Source organism: Sphingobacterium sp. UBA7038 (assembly GCF_002494055.1).
GTDB classification, from domain to species: Bacteria; Bacteroidota; Bacteroidia; order Sphingobacteriales; family Sphingobacteriaceae; genus Sphingobacterium; species Sphingobacterium multivorum.
On record NZ_DLAV01000019.1, the window covers coordinates 31,107 to 53,845 of the forward strand.

Annotated in this window: 26 protein-coding genes; 7 read left to right on the forward strand and 19 right to left on the reverse strand. The window is 40.9% G+C overall.

What is annotated here, in order from left to right; translation table 11 throughout:
* Positions 1-1,071 carry an endonuclease/exonuclease/phosphatase family protein gene (locus B3H30_RS12720; RefSeq protein ID WP_070570039.1) on the reverse strand — a complete coding sequence of 357 codons (1,071 nt, stop codon included), beginning with the start codon at positions 1,069-1,071 and terminating at the stop codon, positions 1-3.
* Between the two features lie 280 nt (positions 1,072-1,351).
* Between B3H30_RS12720 and B3H30_RS12725 the strand changes: the two genes are divergently transcribed.
* Entirely contained in the window at positions 1,352-1,642 is a 291-nt protein-coding gene (locus B3H30_RS12725; RefSeq protein WP_070570037.1) for a helix-turn-helix domain-containing protein, read from the forward strand.
* 6 nt (positions 1,643-1,648) lie between these two features.
* Entirely contained in the window at positions 1,649-1,990 is a 342-nt protein-coding gene (locus B3H30_RS12730; RefSeq protein WP_112375380.1) for a HipA N-terminal domain-containing protein, read from the forward strand.
* A 124-nt stretch (positions 1,991-2,114) separates the two neighbouring features.
* On the opposite strand, the gene B3H30_RS12735 is transcribed toward B3H30_RS12730, so the two are convergent.
* On the reverse strand, positions 2,115-3,200 hold the full coding sequence (locus B3H30_RS12735; protein ID WP_286777017.1) for a mechanosensitive ion channel family protein: 1,086 nt from the start codon (positions 3,198-3,200) through the stop codon (positions 2,115-2,117).
* Between the two features lie 621 nt (positions 3,201-3,821).
* On the opposite strand from B3H30_RS12735, the gene gldL reads away from it, so the two are divergent.
* Complete coding sequence (gene gldL, locus B3H30_RS12740) at positions 3,822-4,412, forward strand: gliding motility protein GldL (RefSeq protein WP_376745400.1); 591 nt, start codon at positions 3,822-3,824, stop codon at positions 4,410-4,412.
* Positions 4,413-4,587: 175 nt separating this feature from the next.
* Here the strand turns inward: gldL and B3H30_RS12745 are convergent, their stop codons facing one another.
* The 11 genes from B3H30_RS12745 to B3H30_RS12795 all read right to left on the reverse strand — a co-directional run bounded on the left by B3H30_RS12745 (position 4,588) and on the right by B3H30_RS12795 (position 11,654).
* Positions 4,588-4,956, reverse strand: coding sequence for a Fic/DOC family N-terminal domain-containing protein (locus B3H30_RS12745; RefSeq protein ID WP_286834210.1), 369 nt, complete (start codon positions 4,954-4,956; stop codon positions 4,588-4,590).
* 139 nt (positions 4,957-5,095) lie between these two features.
* Positions 5,096-5,503, reverse strand: a complete 408-nt coding sequence (locus tag B3H30_RS12750) for a hypothetical protein (protein WP_286834212.1) — start codon at positions 5,501-5,503, stop codon at positions 5,096-5,098.
* A 64-nt stretch (positions 5,504-5,567) separates the two neighbouring features.
* Entirely contained in the window at positions 5,568-6,128 is a 561-nt protein-coding gene (locus B3H30_RS12755; protein ID WP_088159906.1) for a CHAP domain-containing protein, read from the reverse strand.
* Positions 6,047-6,433 carry a hypothetical protein gene (locus tag B3H30_RS12760; RefSeq protein ID WP_204990910.1) on the reverse strand — a complete coding sequence of 129 codons (387 nt, stop codon included), beginning with the start codon at positions 6,431-6,433 and terminating at the stop codon, positions 6,047-6,049. The genes B3H30_RS12755 and B3H30_RS12760 overlap by 82 nt, the downstream gene beginning before the upstream one ends.
* 28 nt (positions 6,434-6,461) lie before the next feature.
* Positions 6,462-7,028 carry a DUF6266 family protein gene (locus B3H30_RS12765; protein ID WP_112375375.1) on the reverse strand — a complete coding sequence of 189 codons (567 nt, stop codon included), beginning with the start codon at positions 7,026-7,028 and terminating at the stop codon, positions 6,462-6,464.
* A gap of 59 nt (positions 7,029-7,087) precedes the next feature.
* Complete coding sequence (locus tag B3H30_RS12770; RefSeq protein ID WP_088159904.1) at positions 7,088-7,732, reverse strand: DUF6266 family protein; 645 nt, start codon at positions 7,730-7,732, stop codon at positions 7,088-7,090.
* 427 nt (positions 7,733-8,159) lie between these two features.
* Positions 8,160-8,465 carry a hypothetical protein gene (locus tag B3H30_RS12775; protein ID WP_112375374.1) on the reverse strand — a complete coding sequence of 102 codons (306 nt, stop codon included), beginning with the start codon at positions 8,463-8,465 and terminating at the stop codon, positions 8,160-8,162.
* Between the two features lie 30 nt (positions 8,466-8,495).
* Positions 8,496-9,248 carry a LytR/AlgR family response regulator transcription factor gene (locus B3H30_RS12780; RefSeq protein WP_172462436.1) on the reverse strand — a complete coding sequence of 251 codons (753 nt, stop codon included), beginning with the start codon at positions 9,246-9,248 and terminating at the stop codon, positions 8,496-8,498.
* Positions 9,249-9,275: 27 nt separating this feature from the next.
* The gene (locus tag B3H30_RS12785) at positions 9,276-10,334 is read right to left on the reverse strand and encodes a histidine kinase (RefSeq protein WP_112375372.1); all 1,059 of its coding nucleotides are present in this window, start codon (positions 10,332-10,334) and stop codon (positions 9,276-9,278) included.
* Positions 10,335-10,405: 71 nt separating this feature from the next.
* Positions 10,406-11,329: a hypothetical protein gene (locus tag B3H30_RS12790; protein WP_112375371.1), complete on the reverse strand. Its 924-nt coding sequence runs from the start codon at positions 11,327-11,329 to the stop codon at positions 10,406-10,408.
* A gap of 82 nt (positions 11,330-11,411) precedes the next feature.
* Complete coding sequence (locus tag B3H30_RS12795; RefSeq protein ID WP_112375370.1) at positions 11,412-11,654, reverse strand: hypothetical protein; 243 nt, start codon at positions 11,652-11,654, stop codon at positions 11,412-11,414.
* A gap of 191 nt (positions 11,655-11,845) precedes the next feature.
* On the opposite strand from B3H30_RS12795, the gene B3H30_RS12800 reads away from it, so the two are divergent.
* Both B3H30_RS12800 and B3H30_RS12805 read left to right on the forward strand, forming a co-directional pair.
* A complete protein-coding gene (locus B3H30_RS12800) occupies positions 11,846-12,469 on the forward strand; it encodes a hypothetical protein (RefSeq protein ID WP_146753102.1) in 624 nt (207 codons plus the stop codon).
* A gap of 108 nt (positions 12,470-12,577) precedes the next feature.
* Positions 12,578-12,967, forward strand: coding sequence for a hypothetical protein (locus B3H30_RS12805; protein ID WP_112375368.1), 390 nt, complete (start codon positions 12,578-12,580; stop codon positions 12,965-12,967).
* Positions 12,968-13,010: 43 nt separating this feature from the next.
* Here B3H30_RS12805 and B3H30_RS12810 read toward each other — a convergent pair whose 3' ends face one another.
* The 4 genes from B3H30_RS12810 to B3H30_RS12825 are packed head-to-tail and all read right to left on the reverse strand — an operon-like array spanning position 13,011 to position 18,587.
* Positions 13,011-14,354, reverse strand: coding sequence for a RagB/SusD family nutrient uptake outer membrane protein (locus tag B3H30_RS12810; protein ID WP_286834220.1), 1,344 nt, complete (start codon positions 14,352-14,354; stop codon positions 13,011-13,013).
* Positions 14,355-14,382: 28 nt separating this feature from the next.
* Positions 14,383-17,538, reverse strand: a complete 3,156-nt coding sequence (locus B3H30_RS12815; RefSeq protein WP_286834223.1) for a SusC/RagA family TonB-linked outer membrane protein — start codon at positions 17,536-17,538, stop codon at positions 14,383-14,385.
* A 43-nt stretch (positions 17,539-17,581) separates the two neighbouring features.
* Complete coding sequence (locus B3H30_RS12820; protein ID WP_286834225.1) at positions 17,582-18,208, reverse strand: TlpA family protein disulfide reductase; 627 nt, start codon at positions 18,206-18,208, stop codon at positions 17,582-17,584.
* Position 18,209: 1 nt separating this feature from the next.
* On the reverse strand, positions 18,210-18,587 hold the full coding sequence (locus B3H30_RS12825; protein WP_286834228.1) for a hypothetical protein: 378 nt from the start codon (positions 18,585-18,587) through the stop codon (positions 18,210-18,212).
* Positions 18,588-19,461: 874 nt separating this feature from the next.
* Between B3H30_RS12825 and B3H30_RS12830 the strand changes: the two genes are divergently transcribed.
* Positions 19,462-19,836, forward strand: a complete 375-nt coding sequence (locus B3H30_RS12830) for a hypothetical protein (RefSeq protein WP_088159892.1) — start codon at positions 19,462-19,464, stop codon at positions 19,834-19,836.
* A 611-nt stretch (positions 19,837-20,447) separates the two neighbouring features.
* Here the strand turns inward: B3H30_RS12830 and B3H30_RS12835 are convergent.
* Positions 20,448-21,380 carry a hypothetical protein gene (locus B3H30_RS12835; protein ID WP_286834230.1) on the reverse strand — a complete coding sequence of 311 codons (933 nt, stop codon included), beginning with the start codon at positions 21,378-21,380 and terminating at the stop codon, positions 20,448-20,450.
* A 393-nt stretch (positions 21,381-21,773) separates the two neighbouring features.
* On the opposite strand from B3H30_RS12835, the gene B3H30_RS12840 reads away from it, so the two are divergent.
* Complete coding sequence (locus B3H30_RS12840; protein WP_172462433.1) at positions 21,774-21,923, forward strand: hypothetical protein; 150 nt, start codon at positions 21,774-21,776, stop codon at positions 21,921-21,923.
* A 434-nt stretch (positions 21,924-22,357) separates the two neighbouring features.
* Here B3H30_RS12840 and B3H30_RS12845 read toward each other — a convergent pair whose 3' ends face one another.
* Positions 22,358-22,630 (reverse strand): hypothetical protein, encoded by a 273-nt coding sequence (locus B3H30_RS12845; protein ID WP_239468780.1) that lies wholly within the window; start codon positions 22,628-22,630, stop codon positions 22,358-22,360.
* Positions 22,631-22,739: the final 109 nt, after the last annotated feature.

Consider the following 22,739-nt stretch of genomic DNA (forward strand, 5'->3'; position numbering starts at 1 on the left):
TTAACACCGATTATCACTTACTTCCTCTTTGCCATCAGCAATCATCTCATTGACTTCCGCCATGTCGCCGGCTTCCAAATGTTCGATATCTTCCGCCTGCTCTTCGGAGTAGCGATCGATAAAGAATGTACAGCCCATCGGAAAATGATCAGACCCCACAGATGGATAAATAAACAACTTGTCGATAAATACGGTCGGACTATGAAACAATAGATCCAGAGGCACTCTGAAAAACCAATAATTGGCATGAAAGGTGGAAAGAACGCCACGTCCGATGCGTGCATCGATCAATCTGCTGGTTTTCTTGAACAAAAGCGAAGATTTGGCCCAGGCCACATTATTAAAATCTCCCGTGACAACTACGGGCATTTTGTAATCGCGCACCCGTTTAGCCACACTGAGCAGATCGCCATCCCTTTCTTTGGAAGTTTCCTCTTCTGTCGGACTCGGCGGCGGTGGATGCACAGCAAAAAAGACAAAACGATGTCCATCGGCAGTTTCCAGTTCAGCTTCAATACTGGGAATATCATCTGCTACAAAATAATGCACCTGACATTTGTTGATCTTAAGATTGGTATAAAAATGCATTCCGTAGGTATTGTCCAGCGTAACCTTCTCAAAATTGGGATAAGGCTTTTCCAGTACACGTAAGGCTTTTTCCCATGCGGCACCACTTTCCATGGTCAAAAAGATATTTGGCTTTTCTTCCCTTATAAGGTCAATAAAGCGATCATAAGCCGTATTGAATTGCAGTACATTACAGGAGATCACTTTGATACTATCAGAAGCATCCTTGCCCTTTTCATATTTTTCGCGACGCCAAAATTTGGTGTAACGTATCAATAGATAGGCATGGTATACAATCAACGCCAACTGTACACCTTGCAACCACCATAGCCAGGGGTCTTCAGTCACAAGATAAAAGCCCAAAGCCAATGTGGGCACCTGAAATACCAGCAGCTGCAGCTTCACAAATTCAGCTACCCGAAAGATCCAATGCTGGCTTTGGGCAAAGGGTAATATACTCAGTAAAATTAATAACCCTGAGAAAACAGTATAGAAAATCAGCATATCGTTCGAGCAAACATTTTAAACAAACTTAAACAAATTACGGTTATTTCCAACAGACCATCATTTATCAAGCGCTCCTCAGCTATTAAATACCCAATTGCTCGCCCTTCATATAATCCACGCGTGTCATGGCTAATGCATTCGGGAAGTTCGTGTGGATATACGCAATCATTTGTTCCCGAATATAACAGCTTAGATAAAACAAAGCTAAAAATAAAAAATGATTGCTATTTCAATCATTTTAACTACTTTTGTTTATAATAGCGAACAAAAATAATATATGAGCTCTAAGAAACAAATCATTTTCCCTAAGTTAGCCAAACTTATGGAACAAGTAGGCGAAAATATTAAGTTAGCAAGAAAGCGTCGTAAATTAACAACTATTCAAGTTGCAGAGCGAGCTGGAATTGCGCGTTCAACCTTATACCTTATTGAAAAAGGAGATACAAGCGTCGCATTTGGCGCATATTTAAATGTGCTCCGGGTATTGGGGCTACAAAATGATGTCTTGCAATTAGCAGCAGACGATGATTTAGGAAGAAAACTACAAGATCTCGAATTATTAAAGTAGCAATCAATGGCACACAACAAGTTTGATATATACGTATATGCGCACTGGAAAGGGATGGCGGAGCCTAAACTTATAGGGACCCTCTCAGCACATTTTGCTAAAGGTAAAAAGGCATTCAGTTTTGAATACGATAAAATATGGTTGAAATCGGAGCAACTTCAAATCTTAGACCCTGAAATACAGTTTTTTTCAGGAACACAATATGCTAGCGAAAAAGGAAACTTCGGTATATTTCTAGACAGTATGCCCGACACTTGGGGGCGAACACTCATGAAAAGACGCGATGCTCAGTTGGCAAAGGGGCGGAACGAAAAGCCCCCTTCTTGTATGATATTGATTTGCAGATAAGATTGGCATATCAAGAGCAGAAAAAGAATTAATGAGTAGAGCATTTAAAACACATTTCTAGATCATCCATCACCTACCCCTACTATTTTCAAGAGACCATCATTTATCAAGCGCTCCTCAGCTATTAAATACCCAATTGCTCGCTCTCCTGATAATCTACCCGTGTTCTGGCTAATGCATTCGGGAAATTCGTGTGGATATAGGCAATCATCTGTTCGCGTATATAACAGCGTAGGTCAAAAGCCTGGCCTGAATTGCGGCAACTCACCAGACATCGGATCTCCATGGTACGTTCTTTAAAATCTGTCACCTGAAGCACATTAACTTTCCCGTCCCAAAGCGGATGCCCGGTAAGTAAGGCTGTCAATTTCTCACGCAGTAGCCCTACAGGTACGGTAAAATCGGTATAGATAAATACGGTTCCTAATATCTCCGAAGTCGTGCGTGTCCAATTTTGAAATGGTTTTTCGATAAAATAGGTGATGGGCAATACCAAACGGCGTTTGTCCCAAATATTGACGACCACATAGGTCAGGTTTATTTCCTCCACGCGGCCCCATTCCCCTTCAACAACCAAGACGTCATCCATTCGGATAGGCTGTGTAAAAGCAATCTGAAAGCCAGCAAGTAAATTCCCCAAGGACTTCTGTGCAGCAAAACCGATGATAATACCGCCAACCCCCACGCCAGTAAGCAAGCCAGCACCGATTTTCTGCATGCTATCAAAGCTTAATAGGATTATCGCAAGGGAGATCACGATGATCAGGGTGACGACCACTTTCCGGATAAAGACGATTTGCGTTCTAATCTTTCGTTCGCGCAGGTTATTCTCCTTATTGATATCAAAACGATGATAGAGATAATCTTCAAAAACCTTAATCCCCTGTATCAGCACAACAGCAAAGAAACCGACCAATAAAAGTTCATTGGTTTTGGTCACGACGCGGAGGGTCCTTTCGTTAAATTGTGCGAAAGGCAACAAACTGTTAAAAACAATTAATGGGATAAATACACTCAGCACACGGTTAAAGCGACGGATAAATGAACGGAAAAGGGAATACGATTCCTGTTCAATGGCCTGCCTGCGCAATAAAGGAATAAATATCAGCTTAATCAAAATACCAATCAAAAATGAAAATAGAATTAATGCAATATTCCAGAGCCATGCGGGCCATTTCTGTGAAAGTTGAATTAATGTTTCGTTCATCATACTATTCTTTCTTTGTGTTAACACTTGTCTTTATTAAAGTATAACTGCTCAGCAGGGTTAACGTTTGTTTTATTTTGAAAAAGATTGGCTAAATAAACAGCAAAGAATACGGCCATGCACTTTGCTAAGCACATGAGTGTTGATGCGCCATAATAAAAAGGCATTCACAATACCAAAAATCAAGAATTCTTCAAAATAAAAATTAAAAAAAACAGTAGTACACAATAATATAAAGTGATAAAACAAAAAAACCAATATTAATAAGCATAAACGGAAAAATAAAATGAAAAAAACAGAAATTATATGCTAAAACAAAAGAAATAGAGGTAAAAAGAGGTTAAAAATCAAATAAAAATAAATTTTACCAAAAAAAATCAAATAAAAACAGATTAAATTTTGCAAAAACAATAATATACCCTATATTTACAACACCTTAATAGGTTTATAATTGGTTATTTAAAGGTTTTCATCTCCCCGATTGAAAACCTTTTTTTTATTTTATATTTAACCATCAAAAAATATGTTCTTTGAACATTCTTTACAGCAAAATCCAATCAATATCTAGCAAATCACCACAAATATGTCCAAGAATTTGATCCCCTTAACTTAAAGATTCTACATATCGGTGGCACCACAGCCAATTATATGATCGGAATCGGTTTGGCTGTAGAAGCCTTCCTATTCTTTCTAATGGGATTTAATCCCCCTCCTGCAGAACCAGACTGGACATGTGTCTATCCTAAATTGGACGATAATTTCACTGGGCTGCGTGATTTCAGCGAAAAAGTATCTGTTATGAATAAGCTTTCAGATGTTTCACTTGCGACAGGAGAATTCACCAATAGGCTCCGAACAGCAACGTCTAAGTTTGATAACCTGAGCCTAGCGTTTGAAAAAGCTTCGCAAAACCTAGTCGCCATGTCGAATACCTCTGGCGATACGTCCAATTACCACGAACAGGTAAAAAGTCTAACAACCAACCTAAGTCAATTGAATGCAATGTACGAGCGTGAACTACGCGATTCGGCCTCACATTTACAATCGATGAACAAGTTTTATGAGAACCTACGCTTTACTATGCAAAACTTCAACGAATCGCTGGATGATTCCAAAGCATTTAAAGATGAAGTGGGCAAGCTTGCGAAAAACCTCAATGCCTTGAATGCCATTTATGGCAACATGTTGAGCGCGATGAATCAGCCGCGTGTGTAATTAATTCTTGTATCACTTAAATCAAAAACAATGGCATTAAGAAGAGAAACTCCAAGACAAAGGATGATCGTATTCCAGACCCTATTGCCAAGTTTGCTGGTAAAACAGGCGGTTCGATGGCTACTGTGCGGAAAACTGGCTAACGATGCGATACATGCGGATAAAATAATCGCGCTCAATGATTTCCCCCATTGGATAGATAATGATACCAATCCCACAGTGCTTCGCGATAATTTAAAATGTCTTTAGCAGCTCCCTGTGCCTGTTGCTGCTGAGACTCACTGAATGCTTGATACAATTCATCGTCTGTCGTAAAGATATTTTCTATCGCACTCGACGCCTTAGCCTCTTGCAAACTAATGGAATTGATTAAAATACCCTGGTTTGGTATGACAATACTTCGCCCCTGTAGACGGCCTATTGCCGCTTTAGCATTTCCCAGTTGCTCATATATTTGGACAGTCTGATAGTATTCGGGAGCTATCGGCAATTCAGGAAGCCCATTCCATGGCGCTGCTCTATCAGGGTTAATCCTATATGTCATATACGAATATACAAAAAATGAACCTTAAAAACCAATACATTTTAAGGTGAACACTAATTTGAGCCTCACTCAAATATAATTTTATAACTATTGTTCACCTTAAAAACACTCATCTTTTAAGGTGAACAATAATTTGAGCCTACTTTCTCCCCCTCCACCAGATCCAATACCCTAGCACAGCTAGTAAAACTGCCCCTATCGCAAAGATTTGAGTTGATACGACTTTATTTTTCCGCTTCACATATAAATCAGAAGCCGCTGCCGCCTCGCTGTTTACACGCTGAAGCTGCAAATTCTCTTCAGTTTGTTTTATGTTCGACTGCTCTGCGAAAAGTCTTCCGCCCTTAGCCCATAATCCGCTATCCGGATGAAACAAAAATGGACTATCCGTACTAAAATACCAATAGGAAGATAAACTATCCTGCTGCTTCTGATGATAGGTTAGATCCCAATGTTCATATTGATTATAACGCTGCGTGGATTTCTCTTCCAATTGCTTTTTCCCTTGGAAAACGCTGCAACTGATGATTACAGCAGTGCTTATCATGAAGAGGAAAAAAACTAGGCTTCGAGCTACCGAAATTTTGTATTTATTCATGACCATGCCCTCCTCAATCGATCCAGTTAGCGATAGCATAAATAGTAGCAAGTGGACGCCGCCGCGATTCTACCCGGTCATGGCTATTGCCTTCTACCGAAATCAACAGGGATCCCTTTATAACTTTAACTAGGCCTACATGATGGATCCGTTTTAATTGGCTGCTATAGATCGCAAATAAATCGGCTTGCCGCACATCTCCTTTCAAGAACTGCACTTTAGTATAGCAGCGCGCTTTTGGAAAGAGCGCGGGGCTCCATGCACTGCGCGGTATGGAAAGACCAGCTTGACCATAACACCAGCTGGCAAATGCTGCACACCATTCATAACCTTCATCGAGGCCTACATAGGCCAGGTATTTGGAAATCTCCGGTCCCTTATTTTCACCCCCTGTCTCCCTTACGCCAATTTCATTCGCTGCAATTTCATCAATCTGCCGCCTAAGCAGATCAGTGTTACGTACACGAGCATAATCATTGTTACACCTTCCGTCTAAAACAGCATTTCCAGTAGCAGCAGAAATGCAAAGAGCAATAGAAAGAAAACCGAGAAATAAAGAATGGATTGTTGCCATGAGTTTAATTGATTAAAGTGATAATAAATATCTTGTCTATAATATTTGAAGGGTCTCCAGAGATATTCCAGCAACCAGGTGCAGCAACACATAAAGACCAATCCGGCCATTAGCCCAAAATAAAGCAGGGACAGTACCCCCAGATCAAGCGCAGCTGATGCCGGGTCGAAAAATTGTAAGATACTCCCAACATATAGGAAAATAATGACCAATAATATGCTTGCCATACCGAGCAGGTACTTGGGCTCGATCGGCAGTTTTTGTGTTAGACCATACCATGGTCCTTTCATTTCTACACTGTTCATAGTGATATAATTTAATAGTAAAAAATAGTTATACGTTGCCAGCATATTGACTCCGCGAATAGCGGTTTCGATTCCGATCGCGCAGCAAGATAAAGACATCAAGCCGGACATTTTGCATATAATCAGGCAGTTCGAGTCTTAAGCCTGAACTCGAGCGCGTAACCAGGGGCTCGTTACGGATAGCGACTCCGGCTATCGGATCATAAGCCACCAACAGCAGCTCGTCATCGTGGTTCATGGCCGTGATCTCACCACCGTCAAAGTCTAACCACAATCCATTATCATCCAGCGCCATACTCTCTACGCTTATCCCTTGCACAGAACCATCGGAGAGCAGAATGAGAGCAGGATCAATATATTGATCCGGGTATTCACCTTTGACCGCATATTTGACCGCATGCGCCATTGCCAGATTTCGGGCAGAAAGATGTTTTGCTTTTTCCCGACGTACGTACTGTGCAAATCCCTCCCTAATAATCGATGCCAATGGCAAGAGATATTGGCTGGCCAGATAAAATTTTTGCTGCGTCATCAGCATACCTATTGTCTTCTTTTGTTTTCTTTTTTTCATCTGAAATGTATTAATGAATAACATCCTTTTCACGATACCGAAATATACCAAGGGCAGGTATGCCCTTGGCAATTTTCTGCTTCTTAGGCGAGCATTATTTCACCGAGATAACTGCTTCTGCTGATTTTGGTCTTTGTCCGGTCGGACATAAAATACCAGATATGTACAGCATCCCCCAGCAGATGCTCAGGTACTCCAAATGTGATCACCCCATCTTGCCTTTTCGGCAAAGTTGGCGAAGTCATGAATTCATCCTTTGCCGGATGGTAACAGATCACATAAAAGAGATCGTCTCCTTTTGTCTCGTAGACATCGTTATTGCCCGTCGACCAAGCCACTGTAATCTGATCTGCATCAAAACCAGCTTCTACTGTTCCGCCCCCGCCGTAGATCCCATCGGCAATTCTGATCTTGCTATAGTCCAAGCTCAGATCAGGATAAACACCCTGAATAGCCAGATCCTGATTTAGCTGAAAAGCATAGTTGAGCGGCGTGAGGCGGTCTGCCTTTTTCTGGCCAAAACCGATTTTTAGAAAGTTATTAATCGGCAGCAGAAAACGCATCAGCGTCTTAAATCTTGCCTGCACGATGAGCTGTGCTTCCGTATACGGCTTATTGCTCTTTTTAGCGAGCCCTCTGATATAGTTGATGCTCTTCCAGCTGGCACCGATCACTGAGCCGGCCTTACCACTAAAGCCCCCATTTGCTCCGTTTACAATTGTTCCCATTTTTAAAAATTTTAAGGGTTAAAAAATAAATCGCCAAGATTTTTATACCGGTATTTTTGCTTGACAGAACAAACATAAAACATTCATTAACAGAAAAATACAACACAAAACAGATTGTCCGATGCTTGTCCGAAGGTTGCCTATCAATTGTCCGAATGCAGCCAATCGATAAGTAGAAAACCCTACAATGATCTGCTACCGGATTGGTTATGGCCTCCAGTTGGGATTGACTTATCAAATACCGATGATGAACCTATTTAAGACCTAGTTCGATAGGTAAACACAAGGTCTCAACTAGGAGTTAGCTAGGAAAATTGGCGAGAAAAGGGCATGAAAGGGATGAACCAAGCCTATGGCAGATGCGAACGAGCGCTTAAACAGCAGCGAAGCCCGGCCCGATGGCCAAGAACTTCGCTGCAATTTAACATCAGCTATTTAAATAACGTTTGAGTCGGAGCACGTCGTCAAGCTTAAAATACTTTTTGCCCCCTTTATCGCGCTGATACACCTGAATAAGGCCTAAGTTTTGATACCGCAACAACGTACGGTCCGATACGCCTACCGTATCTTTGACAAATACCGTGTCACGAAGTTCCACCTTGTCGTCATCAGCCTGAATGCTATCCAGCACTGCAGTTTTCAACTTTTGTATTTCTGTAAAAAGGATATGTAAGGCCTGCAAGAGATGCGCATCTGTCTTTGGACTTGGGTTGTTGTACGAATTTTTTCTCATATTTTTAGTTGTCTATAATGGCAAATGGGATTATCCACCAAGTGTATTGGAATTAATAAAGCTAAAGAATTCCGGATACAGTTTTTTGTCACCTACGGGGAGCGTTTTTTTCGTTCCTTCAGTCATCAGTACCCCGCCAACGCCATAACTGTAAAAAAAATTGATATTAATAATAATGCTCTGATGGCATTGTTTAAACCACTTCACCGGCAGTCGGCCCAATACTTCACGCATGGAACTGCTGCAGCTCAGTGTTTTACCTCCGATCATGTGAAATTTAACCTGGCCATTGGTACTTTCCACATAAACAAGTTCTTTCATACGAACCTCCGTACGTTGATAACGAACCGGCCCTTTGATCATAAAATAATAGGTATAATTTTCCAGTGAATCGTGATCAGCGAGGGGGATCAATTTAGCGAGCACTTCGTCTACCCGGCGCAATGCGGCATAGAAACGACTCTTAGACACCTCTTTGAGTAGCACATCAACGACACCAAAATCATATCCCGGGTCTTCGTATTGGCGGTGTGCTGTATAAAGAATTGTTTTTAGATTTGAGCTGGGCAGAGTTCTTAAAAAATCAAAAGCGTTGGTCTTTCCTAGTTCGACATCAAGGATCATAAAATCCACTTTGTTGGCACGCAGAAAAATCCGGGCTTCCTGCGGATCACTAAACGTTTTGGCAATCTGCACATAGCCGATCTCTTCGACCATTTCAAGCAGATGGTCTATATGCGGCTTTTGGTCATCGATGATGATTCCTATCCATATTCTATTCATATTTTCCGTCATTTTTTGTTCCTTAAATTATTTGTAGCGCTGCACACATAACGTGAGTTCATAATGCTCAGCGTCCTGCTTTTCTTCCATCGAAAAGTCCGTTCCAAAGAGGTATTCCATGCGTGTTCGTACATTTCGAAGCCCCACATCGTGACTTGGCATCATCTGAGGGCCGCTTCGTTTTTTATTTTGAACCATAATCCGATAACCGGTATTACCGACAAGAATGTCGATTTTGGCCGGGTGATCTTTATCCCAAAGGTCCGCATGCTTGAATAAGTTACCAGCGAGCGTCTGCAATAGTGTAGGTGCAGTACTAAATCGCATCAGGTTACCCGAGCAGCAAACATTTATATAAAAAGGATTCGGTTCGACTTCCTCCTGGATGGACAAGTACTGCTCCAGTGCTTTCACTTCATCTGCTAATAATATATGGGTTGCCCCTTCCACCTGATGGGCCTCCATGTAGAATTTCATTAAGCGATAAATTTCCTCAAGCTGCATGCCCAATTTACGATCATAGGGATCCACCTTATTTTTTAAATGGCTAAAAATATTCGCCATCATATGCGGATGCACCTGTGCAGATAAGGTTGTATACTGAAAAGATTTCATGCTAGATTCTGCATTCAGGCGTGCTTTCACTGCCTCAAGTTTATCAGTTGATTCGCGAAGCTTACTCTTATAGTAATAATAGCCCACCGCCATCACCGTATAATTACTATGCATGACGAGAAAGGTCTGAGAATACTTCGTCCAACTAAAGGCATGATGAACGACAACGTACTTGTTATTTATAATCTCCAGTCCAAATTTTCCATACAATTCGTAGTACACGAATATTCCGGAGAGTAAATAAAAGCCTATCATCAACACGGTAGTTCCCAGTATATGACCCCGATCGTAAACATACTTCAAAATCAGATATATCGCATAGAAGATGATCGCGCAGTAAAACACGGTGATGAAGGAAGCTCCCAGATTCAGTCTGGAATTGCCTAGTGCATTTACAACAAAAAAATAAAAACTATATCCTATCCAGAAACAGCAGTGCGACAGCCACTTTCTTTTAAAGAACCTATTCATATTATTGGTTTATATTGATAACCTAAAGATAATTACAACATTATGTTTATACAAGTATTCCAATCGATTTCTTATAAAATCGTTACAGGAAGAGGATAACTCAGGTAAGTAAACTTGTCGAGCAGCAGCTGTTTCTCTTTCATGCTAAATGAAATTATACGATTAGTTGCCGACCAGGTTGCTTCATCTGAGCTTGGAGACATGCTTTTGTGTAGGTAAAACCAAGCTTCCCAGGCCTCCGGATATTCCAATAGGATCTCTTCGAAATCCCCATAAATGATGCGGCTAAAATAGTCCGTAAACTGCCTGGCGCTCGGAAACCAGTTTTTAAACCAATGACTCAATGTGCAAATAACAATGGGCTCATTTTCTGCCGCTATTTTGGCAATTAGAACTGTTATATTTTTTTGAAGCAAAAAAGCCATATGCAGAATCCCATGCTTTATCTTAATGCTGCCATTTAGAAAAGGGATTTCGCTTAATTTTTGCGCCTGGAAATCTTTTGCAGCACTTGCCCCTCCATCGAGGTAGCAGAATATATGATAGCCAAGATCCATCTGCTGCCGTAACTTAAAGAAAAGATAAGGATCCTCGGCGTCTAGAAATACAACTTGTTTTTGCCAACGATCACCGAGCAAAGCTGCGTAATGCTGTGACTGCTGCAATATAACCTCTTTAGCCACAGGTATACAAAGTTTATAGCCACGCTGAAGCAGAAAGGCAGGAACAGCCCGATAGTAACCAAAATGAAAGCTCAGGATAACTTGTGGTCGCTCTGGCGGCGAGAGCCAAAAGATGTTGTCCGCGAACAGAAATTTAGTGGCGTCCGTTTGCGCCTGCCGCCTTGAGAAATTGATCACCTCACGGTGTAGATTTTGCTGGATATCGAGCTGATGGATACCCAAAAGATGCTGCACATTGGCCGAGAAAAAAACAAAGTTCCGCCAGTCCTTTTCGGTATAAGCCTGCATAGCGGCTCTCCAAGTAAATTGCATATAAAAATACGTTAGGGTTAATATTGGGAATATGCTATGCCCAAGGATAAGGCACAGCATACTCAGTTATTATATTATGCTTTTAAGGGAAAACGATATTGCATTTCCCTCCATCTTCCTCTTCATCAATACCTAACATCAAGTCAGTGATGGTCAGAGGATGTGGATTGTATAGACCAAATTGGGCCAAAAGTGTTGTTATTTCCACGTTGTTTCTCGTAAAAGATAAAACCATAGGCTGTTCTCGCAACAGCATTACGGCTTCAGGCACTGAAGACTGTGGATCGATCGGGAGTAAAATTTCAACTAATAATTGGATAGCCAAAGGACATCGCCTTCATCTACCATTTGGTCCCTAAACTTTCCATTTTGTAGATAATTTGGGTGGCAAAAGAGGTTTTTCTAGAGGCAAAAGGCTTTATAGGGGTAGTTTCGTCAATGATTTTCAATCGTCGTAATTTTGTTAGTGTAACATATATTACTGACAGTAAGCCATGTAAACAAAAAAACTTTATTATGTCAATTAAGCATAACGCCAAGGCGGGATTCAAACTATTATTTGATTTTTGGGGGAAATATCACACAATAGATCATTTTCACTATCAGTGGGCAAAAGACAACCTCAAAGTCAAGATCGTCAAACGAGGCGAGCAACTCAGTCCAGCTGACCGTCATTCGGAGATGACCTATTTTGTCGCGAAAGGCCTCCTGGCTCGGGTTGAAGAGAACACTGAAACCGGCAAACGCAGGATTATGAGCCTTGCTATTCCGAACATGGCTTTAATGACGACCAATCACCTATATACGCATCATCTACACAGCGGGCATATTGTGGCGCTCCGTTCGGGAATTATTATTGCGATCCCACATTCGGTACTTCGGCAATTTCAGGAACAGGAAAAATCCATCGATACGTTGATTGACGTATTGGGCAATAAAAAGAAAAGGCAGCTGGTATTGCTTAGACAGGCCACCTTGGGCTATTCTCCTTTTGAGCGTTACCTTAACTTTACCCGGCTGTTGCCCGAAATTAAAGCTGCTACCACACAGGTTGAGCAGGCTGATCTACTGGGCATCTCCCGCCACACGGTGCAGCAGGCTCAGTATTTTCTGCTCACGGGCAAATATGCTCAAAAATAGCTCCTATGGTACAGGCCTATATCAGACTTATTTTGCATGCAACTTTGTATAAGGAGCTAGCGAAAGTGCTGGCTTTAATAAACATTTTATAAACTAAACTTTAAGCTTATGCTTACAAAAAGAAACAGCTGGCTACGTGCCGGCACATTAGCCGTATTAGGATTGGGCCTTGCATACGGTACCCAAAGTTTCACCGAAAAGAAAGAAGTGAAAATTGAGAAAACAGTATCAAGATCACTTGACGATCCGACTTGGTACAATAATGAGCTGGTCAATTCAGATCCAACCAATCCAGCGAATTATGCGTTGACACCAAAATTTGAGTGTGGTGATGATGACCAGGAGATCTGTTCCATCAAAGCACCAGATAACGGTTCGGGTCAGCCCGATATGTCGCATCAAGTAACACCCGGCGTGACAGTTGAAGATCAGATTGAAGATGCAGTATCCAGTTCTAACACCAACACTACTGTGCAAGCATTTCGCTCCAACCAGTAGACAAAAAAGCAGGCTTCCCTCATCGGAAGCCTGCTTCCGTTTCTTACCTCGGATTTTGTTCAATATTACTTTGACTAATCACTTCGGCGGGGATGGGATATAGATAACGGGCATCGTTAGCCGGTAGCTCATATCGTTTCGTCTCTCCATTAGTTATGACCTCCCGTACCAGATTTACGGCATGCTTGGGTTCGAGGTTTAATCGCTTCAGATCCGACCACCTTACACCCCGAAATAACATTTCCTTACGTCGCTCATTTAGGATCAAGCGCAATAAATCTTCCGGATCAGATAATTTCAATGCGGCAAATGAGCCCTTTCGAATCCGATTTTCCAACAGTTTATTGATATCGCCCAAGGCCGTCTCAGTAGCTCCTAAACGGGCATTGCATTCTGCCCGGATCAGAAAAAGCTCATCGTTGGCAAAACCCGCAAAATAAGTAGCCGAACGTCCAGAGTAATAACCTTTGAAAGCATATTCTGTTGCATTCACTGATTTAAAATAAATGACCTTGCGGAGATCATTAGCATCAAATAGGTTATATACTTCCATAGGTATTCTGGCCCGGCTACTGTTCAGTGCAGCACTCCCGGAAATAGTCGATCCATAGTAGATCATTTCTACATTTTTTGGTGTAATGGGGTAATTAAGTTTAGCGTCAATGGTATTAAAATCCATCAAATCTGCATTTATTTTCAGGCATTCATTGGCATAATACCGTGCTTGCTCATAGTCTGCAATACTCAGATATATTCTTGCCAATGCCGCATAAGCCGCTCGTTTGCCCGGTCGATTGATCTCAGCGGCCTGGTCCCTCAAATTAGGAATTGCCCCTTTGATATCATCAATGATCTGTTTGTATGTTTCATGTACCGTAGCACGTGTAACAGGAACATTAAAATCAGAAGTCAGCCGTATCGGCAGTCCGAAAGGGCTATCCGCAGTCTTATTATAAAGCGGACAATACAACTGGGCCGCATAGAAGTGCGCCAGCCCACGGACAAATAGGGCTTCGCCCTCAATATCTTTATTTTTAATCGGTTTCAGACGCTCAGCACCTTCCAGCACAATATTGGCGATCATAATGGTATTATAACAGGCTCTCCAATAAGCAACATCCGTTGTAATCATTTCTTTATCCCATCGATAAGCCTCCTGAAAGCTGGCGAGCATATTATTGTAGTTATCATGGTTCAGATAATAATCATCTGTCCCCAGTTCAATTAGTCCCGGATAATATAGATTAATCTGAGACTCAAAATCCAATAGCGCCCTTAAGTCCTCTTCCTTGTCGGGAGTAGTCGCAGACAACTGCGGCTTTTCATCCAAAAATTTAGTACAAGACTGGCAGCAAAGGCTCCATAGGAAGATGCCTATCCACATCATATTTTTCATTATAATTTCTTCCTTTCTATTAAAAATGAATAGATAACCCCAAGCTATAATTTCGAGCAGGAGGCATATTGTTAAAATCGGGGTCTATGCCCCATTTGTTGGCTTTCCATAACAGCGCTACATTGTTGGCCGAAGCATAAGCCTGTACGGGAAACTTACGCATGAGCAGCCATTGATATTGCAAACGAATATCCTGCAAGCGTATAATATCCCCTTTACCAATATTGGCTTCCGAGTAAGCATAGAAATCATCACGGTTTGAATTGGCTGGATAAGTCATCGATGGAACGGTTGTTTGAGATTCATCTCCTGGATTCTGCCAACGTTCTGCATAATCTCCATGGGTGCGCCAACCATTAAAAAGATCCAGGTACCGGATTGTTTCCTTTTGGAAGAAATGACCAAACTTGTAGGCGATATTGACACTCAAGAGCCACGATTTCCAGCTGAAAGTCTGGTTGAGCGATCCGTAATAGGGAGGGATTCCCGAACCGTGGTACACCAAATTTTGGATAGAGTCTGCCAGGATTTTGGTATAATCCTTAGAGATAGCCCCCTGCAGCGATCCTTGCGGATCGCCATTTTCAGGATCAAGTCCCATAAAGCGGTAAGAGAATACAGGATAGAGTGCCTTACCTTCGACTGGAGAAATACTTTGCCCTGCATAAGAGGTAAAAGTCAAAGCACGCCAGGTACCGCCATAATATTTGTTCACTTTGTCCTTATTTATGGTAAACAGTACCGTCGCATTCCATTTAAAGTTACCATCCAATATTTTTGCATTGAGATCAATATCAATACCCCTTCCCGAAGTAATAGCCACATTCCGTCGCAGCGTACTAAAACCAAAAGTAGGGTCGATGGGATCCGATGCAAAAAGATCCGTCGACTTTTTAAAATAAGCATCCGCGGAAAGTACAATCCGATTATTGATCAAGGAAGCGTCCAACGCGACATTGAACATGCGGACATCTTCCCAACGGAGCGATGGATTGGGCAGCAACGAGACGATGGCACGTGGAAAAGTGCTGACATCCGTATTTAGTCCCGACATATAACTGATAATAGGCAAACTAGTTGTCATACCACCCGAATTACCACTATGCCCCAATGTAGACCGCAGCTTCAAACTATTAACCATTTTATTCTTCGGAAAAAAGGCTTCATCTGACAGCTTCCACGCCAATCCAGCCGACCACAATGGATTCCATTTGTTGTTGGCATTTACCCCAAACAAGTTAGAGGCATCTTTTCGGCCACTTACCGAAAAGATATAACGCCCCCGATAAGTGTAGGAAGCATTCCCAAATAGCGATACATATCGACGCATTCGTTTATCAAACCCGTTTGTATAGGGAATACGGCTCAATCCACTCAGACCATCATAGATCGGATAGGCAGTTATTGGATCTATCAGTTGGCTATTGTACAGATTTTCGTCAAAACCATAGGTTGTAAACAGGTTGCTTTCTTCCCTGCGTGCCGACACTTCAGCGCCCCCAAAAAAATTCAGTTCATGTAGGTCACTCCATTTGTGTGCAAAATTGAGCTGTACTCTTCCTTTATGGCTGGTGAAATCATTGTTACCATTGGTCAGTATCCCTCCCAGCGGCACAATCCGTTTTACCGCCCCATTATTGATCTGCGTAAAACGGTTGATCAGATCACGTGTGAAGAAGGATTCCTGCCCGCGTAAGGTTCGATTCGCACCCAATTGACCTTCAAAGCCGTATTGGCCTGTAATATCTAGACTATTCCACAGCTTGACCGACAGTTTAAGCCCTGCATTCCAATAATTGGTATTATTATCGGATCTGGATGTACCAAATTCGTCCAACGGTCGATAAAACCAGTCCAGCAGTCCCTCATTGCGCGTAGCTACAGTCTCCATATACCTAAAATTATATTGTGATGGAATCGTTAGGGGATTACCGGCATCATCCATCAACTGTGCGTAAGGATATAGATTTGTCCTACCTCCGCCCACACCAATTGGATAATCAATGAGGTCCGGATTATAGCTATTCTTCATATTGGAATAAAGCAGGTTGCTCTCCAGCTTAAAGCGTTTCCAGAAATTCAGCTGATAACTTCCATTGATCACCAGCCGCTGATTACTACTTTCCCTTTTGCTGAGCATATTTCTATTGTAGCCGATCCCTACTCGGTAACCACTCTGCTCATCATGACCAGACAGCGCAATATTATTTTGGCTTAAGATACCATTGCGATAGACGTAGCGCAGCAGGTCTTTTCGATAATCCTGAGTCATATATTGTTCGATACGCGCATCCATTTCCCCTTGCGTGATCAATCCTTTGGAAAGATCATACAGGCCATCAACAACTGGAGATACAATACCCCTATTCGAATTAGTACCGTTCAATATGGTATTGTAAAATCCTTTATCAAAAAGCATTTTTTCCACATCTATAAACTCTGCCGAAGACATTTTAGGTAAATACATCAGGTCAGGTTTGGCGGTAATGGTTAGATTAGACGAAAAATCCACCGCTGTTCCCTCCTGTTTATTGTGATTTTTTAGTTTGATTACGATAACACCATTTCCGGCCCGTGCCCCCCAGACCGATGTTGCTGCAGCATCCTTAAGCAGCGTAACGGTCTCCACATCATTCGGATTAATCGCGTTGATATCACCCTCAAAAGGCAGATCATTGACAATAATTAGCGGTCCCATGAGCGCACTGGAAAGCGTATTGATACCGCGAATATTGATCTGATTGGTACCATCGCGCCGATCCATCTGCAGAGCCGAAAAATTCCCTTCTAAGCGGTCAAGAATATTGCCCGATGATAGTCTCTGCGTTATGACCTTTTCATCTACCTGTGCAAAAGCCCCGGTAGCACGGTCTTTGGGAATGCGCTGATAGCCTGTCTCGACCATCACCTCCTCAAGCTGATTTGTTTTCTTGTTAAGAACGATCCAAAAGTTCCTATTTTTGGATTCAGCAAGCGCCAGTACACGCGTTTCATACCCCATGTAGCTGACAGATAGCCGTTCACTAAGATCAGTCGCCGATACTTGAAACTTTCCTTCGCGATCCGTCCTCGTTTGCGTCTTTGTTTTCAACAGCGTAATGCTTGCGCCAGCAATTGGGTGGGCGGACTCATCTACTACTGTTCCAGTATAGTTGTGCTGCGCTTTTAATTCCATCTGCAAGAAGCATAATGTAATGAACAGCGCGTAAGTTAACCATCTATTCATAATTACCTTGCCCCCTCAACAAGTCGATTACATTATCAATCTGTTCTTTATTTACGAATGTATGACCTGTAATTGCCAGCACGGTACCGCGTGGCGAGATCCATACATATCTCGGAATTGAAGCATGCGGAAACAAGCTTATTAGATATTCATCATTATAAACAGTAGGTAGCGCGCTCCCTCCTATCCGAGCTAAGGTTTCGCTATAGGTCTTTTTGATTTTTTGGAGATCATCCCGGCGATGTTTGGTATTGACAAGTACCATGGCTAGCGTATCTGCATACTGTTGGCTCAGCTTCTCCCCTTTTGGCATCTGAGTGAGACACATTCCGCACCATGAGGCCCAGAAGTCCAAGATGATCAGCTTACCTTTCAGATGTTTTAGATCTGTAGTGATAGCCTTACCATTCGTGTAAACTTTATACTGTCGGGTATAAAAATCTTCGGGCACCCGATCGCCTACATTGATCGGTGCAACTGCAGAAAGCCCATCCGCCCCGCTGTCCTTGCGGGGGGTCTGGGCCGATAAACTAAACATAGAAACCAAACACAGCAGTATCGCTCGTGCTCGTTTGCTCTTAAAAGCCTTGTACAAATTATATAGTATTGATTTCATCATCTTAAGGTTTTGGTGGGTTAATGGATTGAAAAAAATCATTGATTTTTTTGGTCAGCTGGAGTTCCTTCCTATTGAGGTCCAGTGTTGACAGCTTTATTTGGGTTGTATCTAAATGGCGGCTATGCGTCAGGAAATACGCCATCAGAGCACGCAGGATATCGGCCAAAAATAGCGTTTGCTGTACAGCCTCCAATTTGCATTCGGCAGCTGTTTCGAGGTTTTTGCATTTGAAATCCAAAGCATATAGGTATTCGCGTATTGAGACTAGCGGATAATTATCCCAAAAGTTTTCGATACATTTCAATGGATCGTAACTGTCTTCATGGATCTCGTAAAATGGCCTATCAAGATGCAGGAGATCTTCATAAATGGCTTTCATGTGTTTAGTTTTTAGCTGTGACCATAGCACATAGCTCTCCCTGTCCGACCGAAATCAGTTTTTTGCGGGAACCTGAATGAACTCAGGTCACAGCGGTGAAAAAATAAGAAATAGGTTATCGGGCGCGGTGCAGGACAGTTACACGTAATTTGATAGAGACGATACCGCGTCCGTTGGTAAAATATAAAACCGACCTTATATATAGATAATCTACAATCGTATTTTTCTTTAATCTTTGCTTTTGATTTCGGAAACCCTTACTTTTAAAGTGCGAAGATAAAAGAGAAGGGAGCCGTGCATTTTTGGGGCATAGATCTTAAAAAAGTACCGGTCGGCAAAATCAACAGTGGCGGTGCTATCCACAGGCCTTTGTTGGCTTTTGTATGCACATTCCTCATCCGAGGTAAAGGGCCATTGCTGATTTTAAGCTTTTGAGAAGCTATTCTGGCGGGCAGTATTTGTTCTTGATGAGCAGTGATACTGCAAGCCGACGAAGCTGATCCTTGATCTGCCGTCGTTCTGTAAATGTTCTTAGCTCTTTTGATCTCATAATATTACAATATGGTTAACAAAAAGAGTCTCAAGGGGGGAAGATATGAAAGGCATGGCTAAATATAAAAGGGGCGAGCCTCACTATCTTCCACCGAACATCGGGCACGGCAAAGAGCCTTGACACAGTTTCCAATAGAGAGTGCTCGCCCCTCCTTGTTGTAAAGATACAAAAAGCTGGGGGGTTCGCAAACCCTACATCTCGTGTCATTTGAAATTTGCCGTTTCGATATCCGAGACTAAATCAGATTACCTGATTATGATACAAATATAATTAAATAAAAATTATCAAAAAAATATTTTGTAAAAACAACAAATAAAATTAATGAATATCGGAGAAAAGATTAAGGAAATCGCGGATAGAAAAAACTTGTCGCAGAAATTGGTTGGTGATCTGATAAATGAAAACCAGCAAAATGTTGGAAATGATTATAAAAGATCTTCTCTTTCCATTGATAAACTATTAACCTATTCAAAGGCATTAGACCATAATTTCATACAATATTACTATAACGATGAGCCATTTAAAACTTATCGAGAGGAAGAGTATAAACAATGGAATGAAAAAATCAATTCTCTGAACGAGCAGTTAGACCAGGCTAATCGACTGATATCTAGGCAGGAAGAAACAATACAGACTCAAAAGGATTTAATTTCTACACAAAAGTTATTGATAGAGGCCCTATCTGATAAAAAATAGAAACACATCACTTGGTATTGAACGTGTAGGCTTAGCCAATGACGGGTACGGAAAAATTCACAAACCAATGAAAGCTTAAGTAAATTCGCTAAGGTAATTTTCGTTGCCAGCCGTAAACATAAAGATATGACACCGAAAATTGGACCTCAAGTGTACCCAATAAGAAAAATCCTACATGAAAATGATGATACCGGTTTTTACCCCTATCAAGTGTATGCTTTAGCAAAAATATTACAAATAAAACCAAGTCAACTTTTTGACTACTTCCACGGCGATGACGAGCGACCAATAATTGGGTTAAGCTAAGCCAGCCAAAAAAAATGGAGAAGCAGACATAAAAAAATATTTTTATTTTTCCAATTCCAAAAAATTATTCCTATATTAGATTAGCCTGTTGAAATATATCAACATCTAGCGAAGCGGCTTAATCTATTAGGACGCTTTATTATTAACGATAAGGTTTTTTCATATATTTAGTTTAAAAAGGCACTCCTCTTTTATCAGCAATGAAAGGGGAGTTTTTTTTGACCATATAGCATCCTTAAAATGAAAAGCCACTCCCTTCCGGAAATGGCTCAAAATAAATATCTATAAACTTTAAAAGTATTTGATTACAGCTTTTCGATTTCTTCGATAGAAAGACCGGTTCCTTTAGCAATATCAGCAATAGGTAAACCCATTTTCTTAAACTCTAGTGCAATGGCAATAGCTTCTTCACGCTTACCTTTTTCAATACCAGTCTTAAGACCTTTTTCAATGCCTTTCTGAATTCCTTTTTTTTCAGCTTTATCTAATAAATATTCTTGAGTGCCCATTGTATCGCTCCTTCCTATTTTTGATTTAATTTCTTGTTCAAATATACTTAAAACTTCCTCATTATCAAAACTTACGTAGTAAGTAAGGAAATCATATAGCCCCTGTCGGGTATCCTTATCCATCTTCCTTTTCATCATCTCATCATACAGATCATGTTTTATTTCTTTCAGTCCATCATCGGTCACTTTCTTGTTTACTACAGCCAAAAGTGCAGTAAGGACAATCACTGAAAATGGATTCTCATTTGCTCGCAATTCCGATTCTTCCTGATCGAGGATCTTATAGCTATTAAAATCGTAGCGTAATGAAGTTCCCATAAACTCCTGGCTATATACCACTGGTCGATAGCCTTTGTTTTCATCTGCCAAAATTGCAATAGCTGTAATTGGAACTTTGTAACGATCCCATATTCTATAAAAATAGCGAAACATGCGCTCGGCCAAATCTCCCCTGCCTTTATTGCTCTGAATCTCTACATGGCAGAGTACGAACTGTTCGCTGCCATCCTTTAAAAATACCTTCACAAGCTTGTCTACATAACGGACTCCCCTGCCGTTGCTTTCCGGAGGAAATAAACTCTCAAACTCTTTATCGAGATAATCAAAGGGTTTGCTCAGATCAAAAACGGCATCCGCATCCGGAAAGATAAATCGTAAAAAATGCGAGAACGTTTGTTCTAAGATAGATTTCCACAAAGGGTCGTCTACACGCCTTGATTTTGGACTCATAATTATTTATCAACTGGTTAACAGTACAAAGATACGAAATAACAATATAAAAAAACTAATTTAATTAGTAAAAATTAGAAAATACAAGATTCACGAAAGTACTAAATCAAACTGCAGATGATTTTTATGCTCATGAAGTTTTTTCGATTGCGAAATCTCAAAATATGAAACTGATAGATGTATCTGAACAATTATACAAATAACTATTTACGAATTCTATACTATCTCTAAACAACGAAAAGAGCGAGACGAATAATACTGCAAACTCTTCGACTGCTGCTAAGGTGATGCCTAGCGTCCAATAATTGGGTTAGAAAAGGGCATATAGCAACACACCCTAGTCTGCATATAGATAAGTGTCTTTGAACTAGATATAAATGAAGGACCTTAAAGATGAACTACAAAATATCATTCTTAGAGATGGACCTATTGGCAGTTCAAGCAAACTCAACCAAGTCCAGCATTTCCTTAAAGAAAATGCGACGCCAAGCCAAGGAATTGAAAGACAAGAGTAATACAATTGTGAAGAAGAAAAATGCTTAATTGATTTCGTGACACAACATTCTCTATGCTATTTAAGTGAAATAGATTAGCAAGCGCCCCCTAGCCAACTTTTTCGACTACATTAACGGCACAGTAAGCGCTCAATGATTAGACTTAGCTAAGACAATTGCAAAAACCAGGAAAAACAAACTGCAAAAAGATATTTTTAATTTTTGAATTTCAGAGAAGAATTATTCCTATATTAGATTAGCCGGTTGAAATATACCAAAATCTAGCGAAGCGGCTTAATCTATTAGGACGCTTTATTATTAACGATAAGATTTTTTCATAATTTAGATTTATAAAGTTTCTCCTCTTTTATCAGCGATGAAGGGGGAGTTTTTTATTAGAGCTACTCCATCTTGAAAATGAAAAAGCCATTCCCTTTCGGAAATGGCTCACAATAAATATCTATAAACTTTAAAAGTATTTGATTACAGTTTTTCGATTTCTTCGATAGAAAGCCCGGTACCTTTAGCAATATCAGCAATAGGTAAACCCATTTTCTTAAACTCCAATGCAATGGCAATAGCTTCCTCGCGCTTACCTTCAATTTTACCTTCAATCTTACCTTCAATCTTACCTTTCTGAATTCCTTTTTTTTCAGCTTTATCTAATAAATATTCTTGAGTGCCCATAGTATCGCTCCTTCCTATTTTTGTTTTAATTTCTTCTTCAAACTTAGATAAATTGCCTACAAAAAGCAATTTATCGATCTCTCCTCTGCCATTAAGGACTAATATATTGAGGAAACATACTCAAAACTTCCTCATTTGCACTCATTATCAAAACTTACAGCGCAGCATACATACTGTC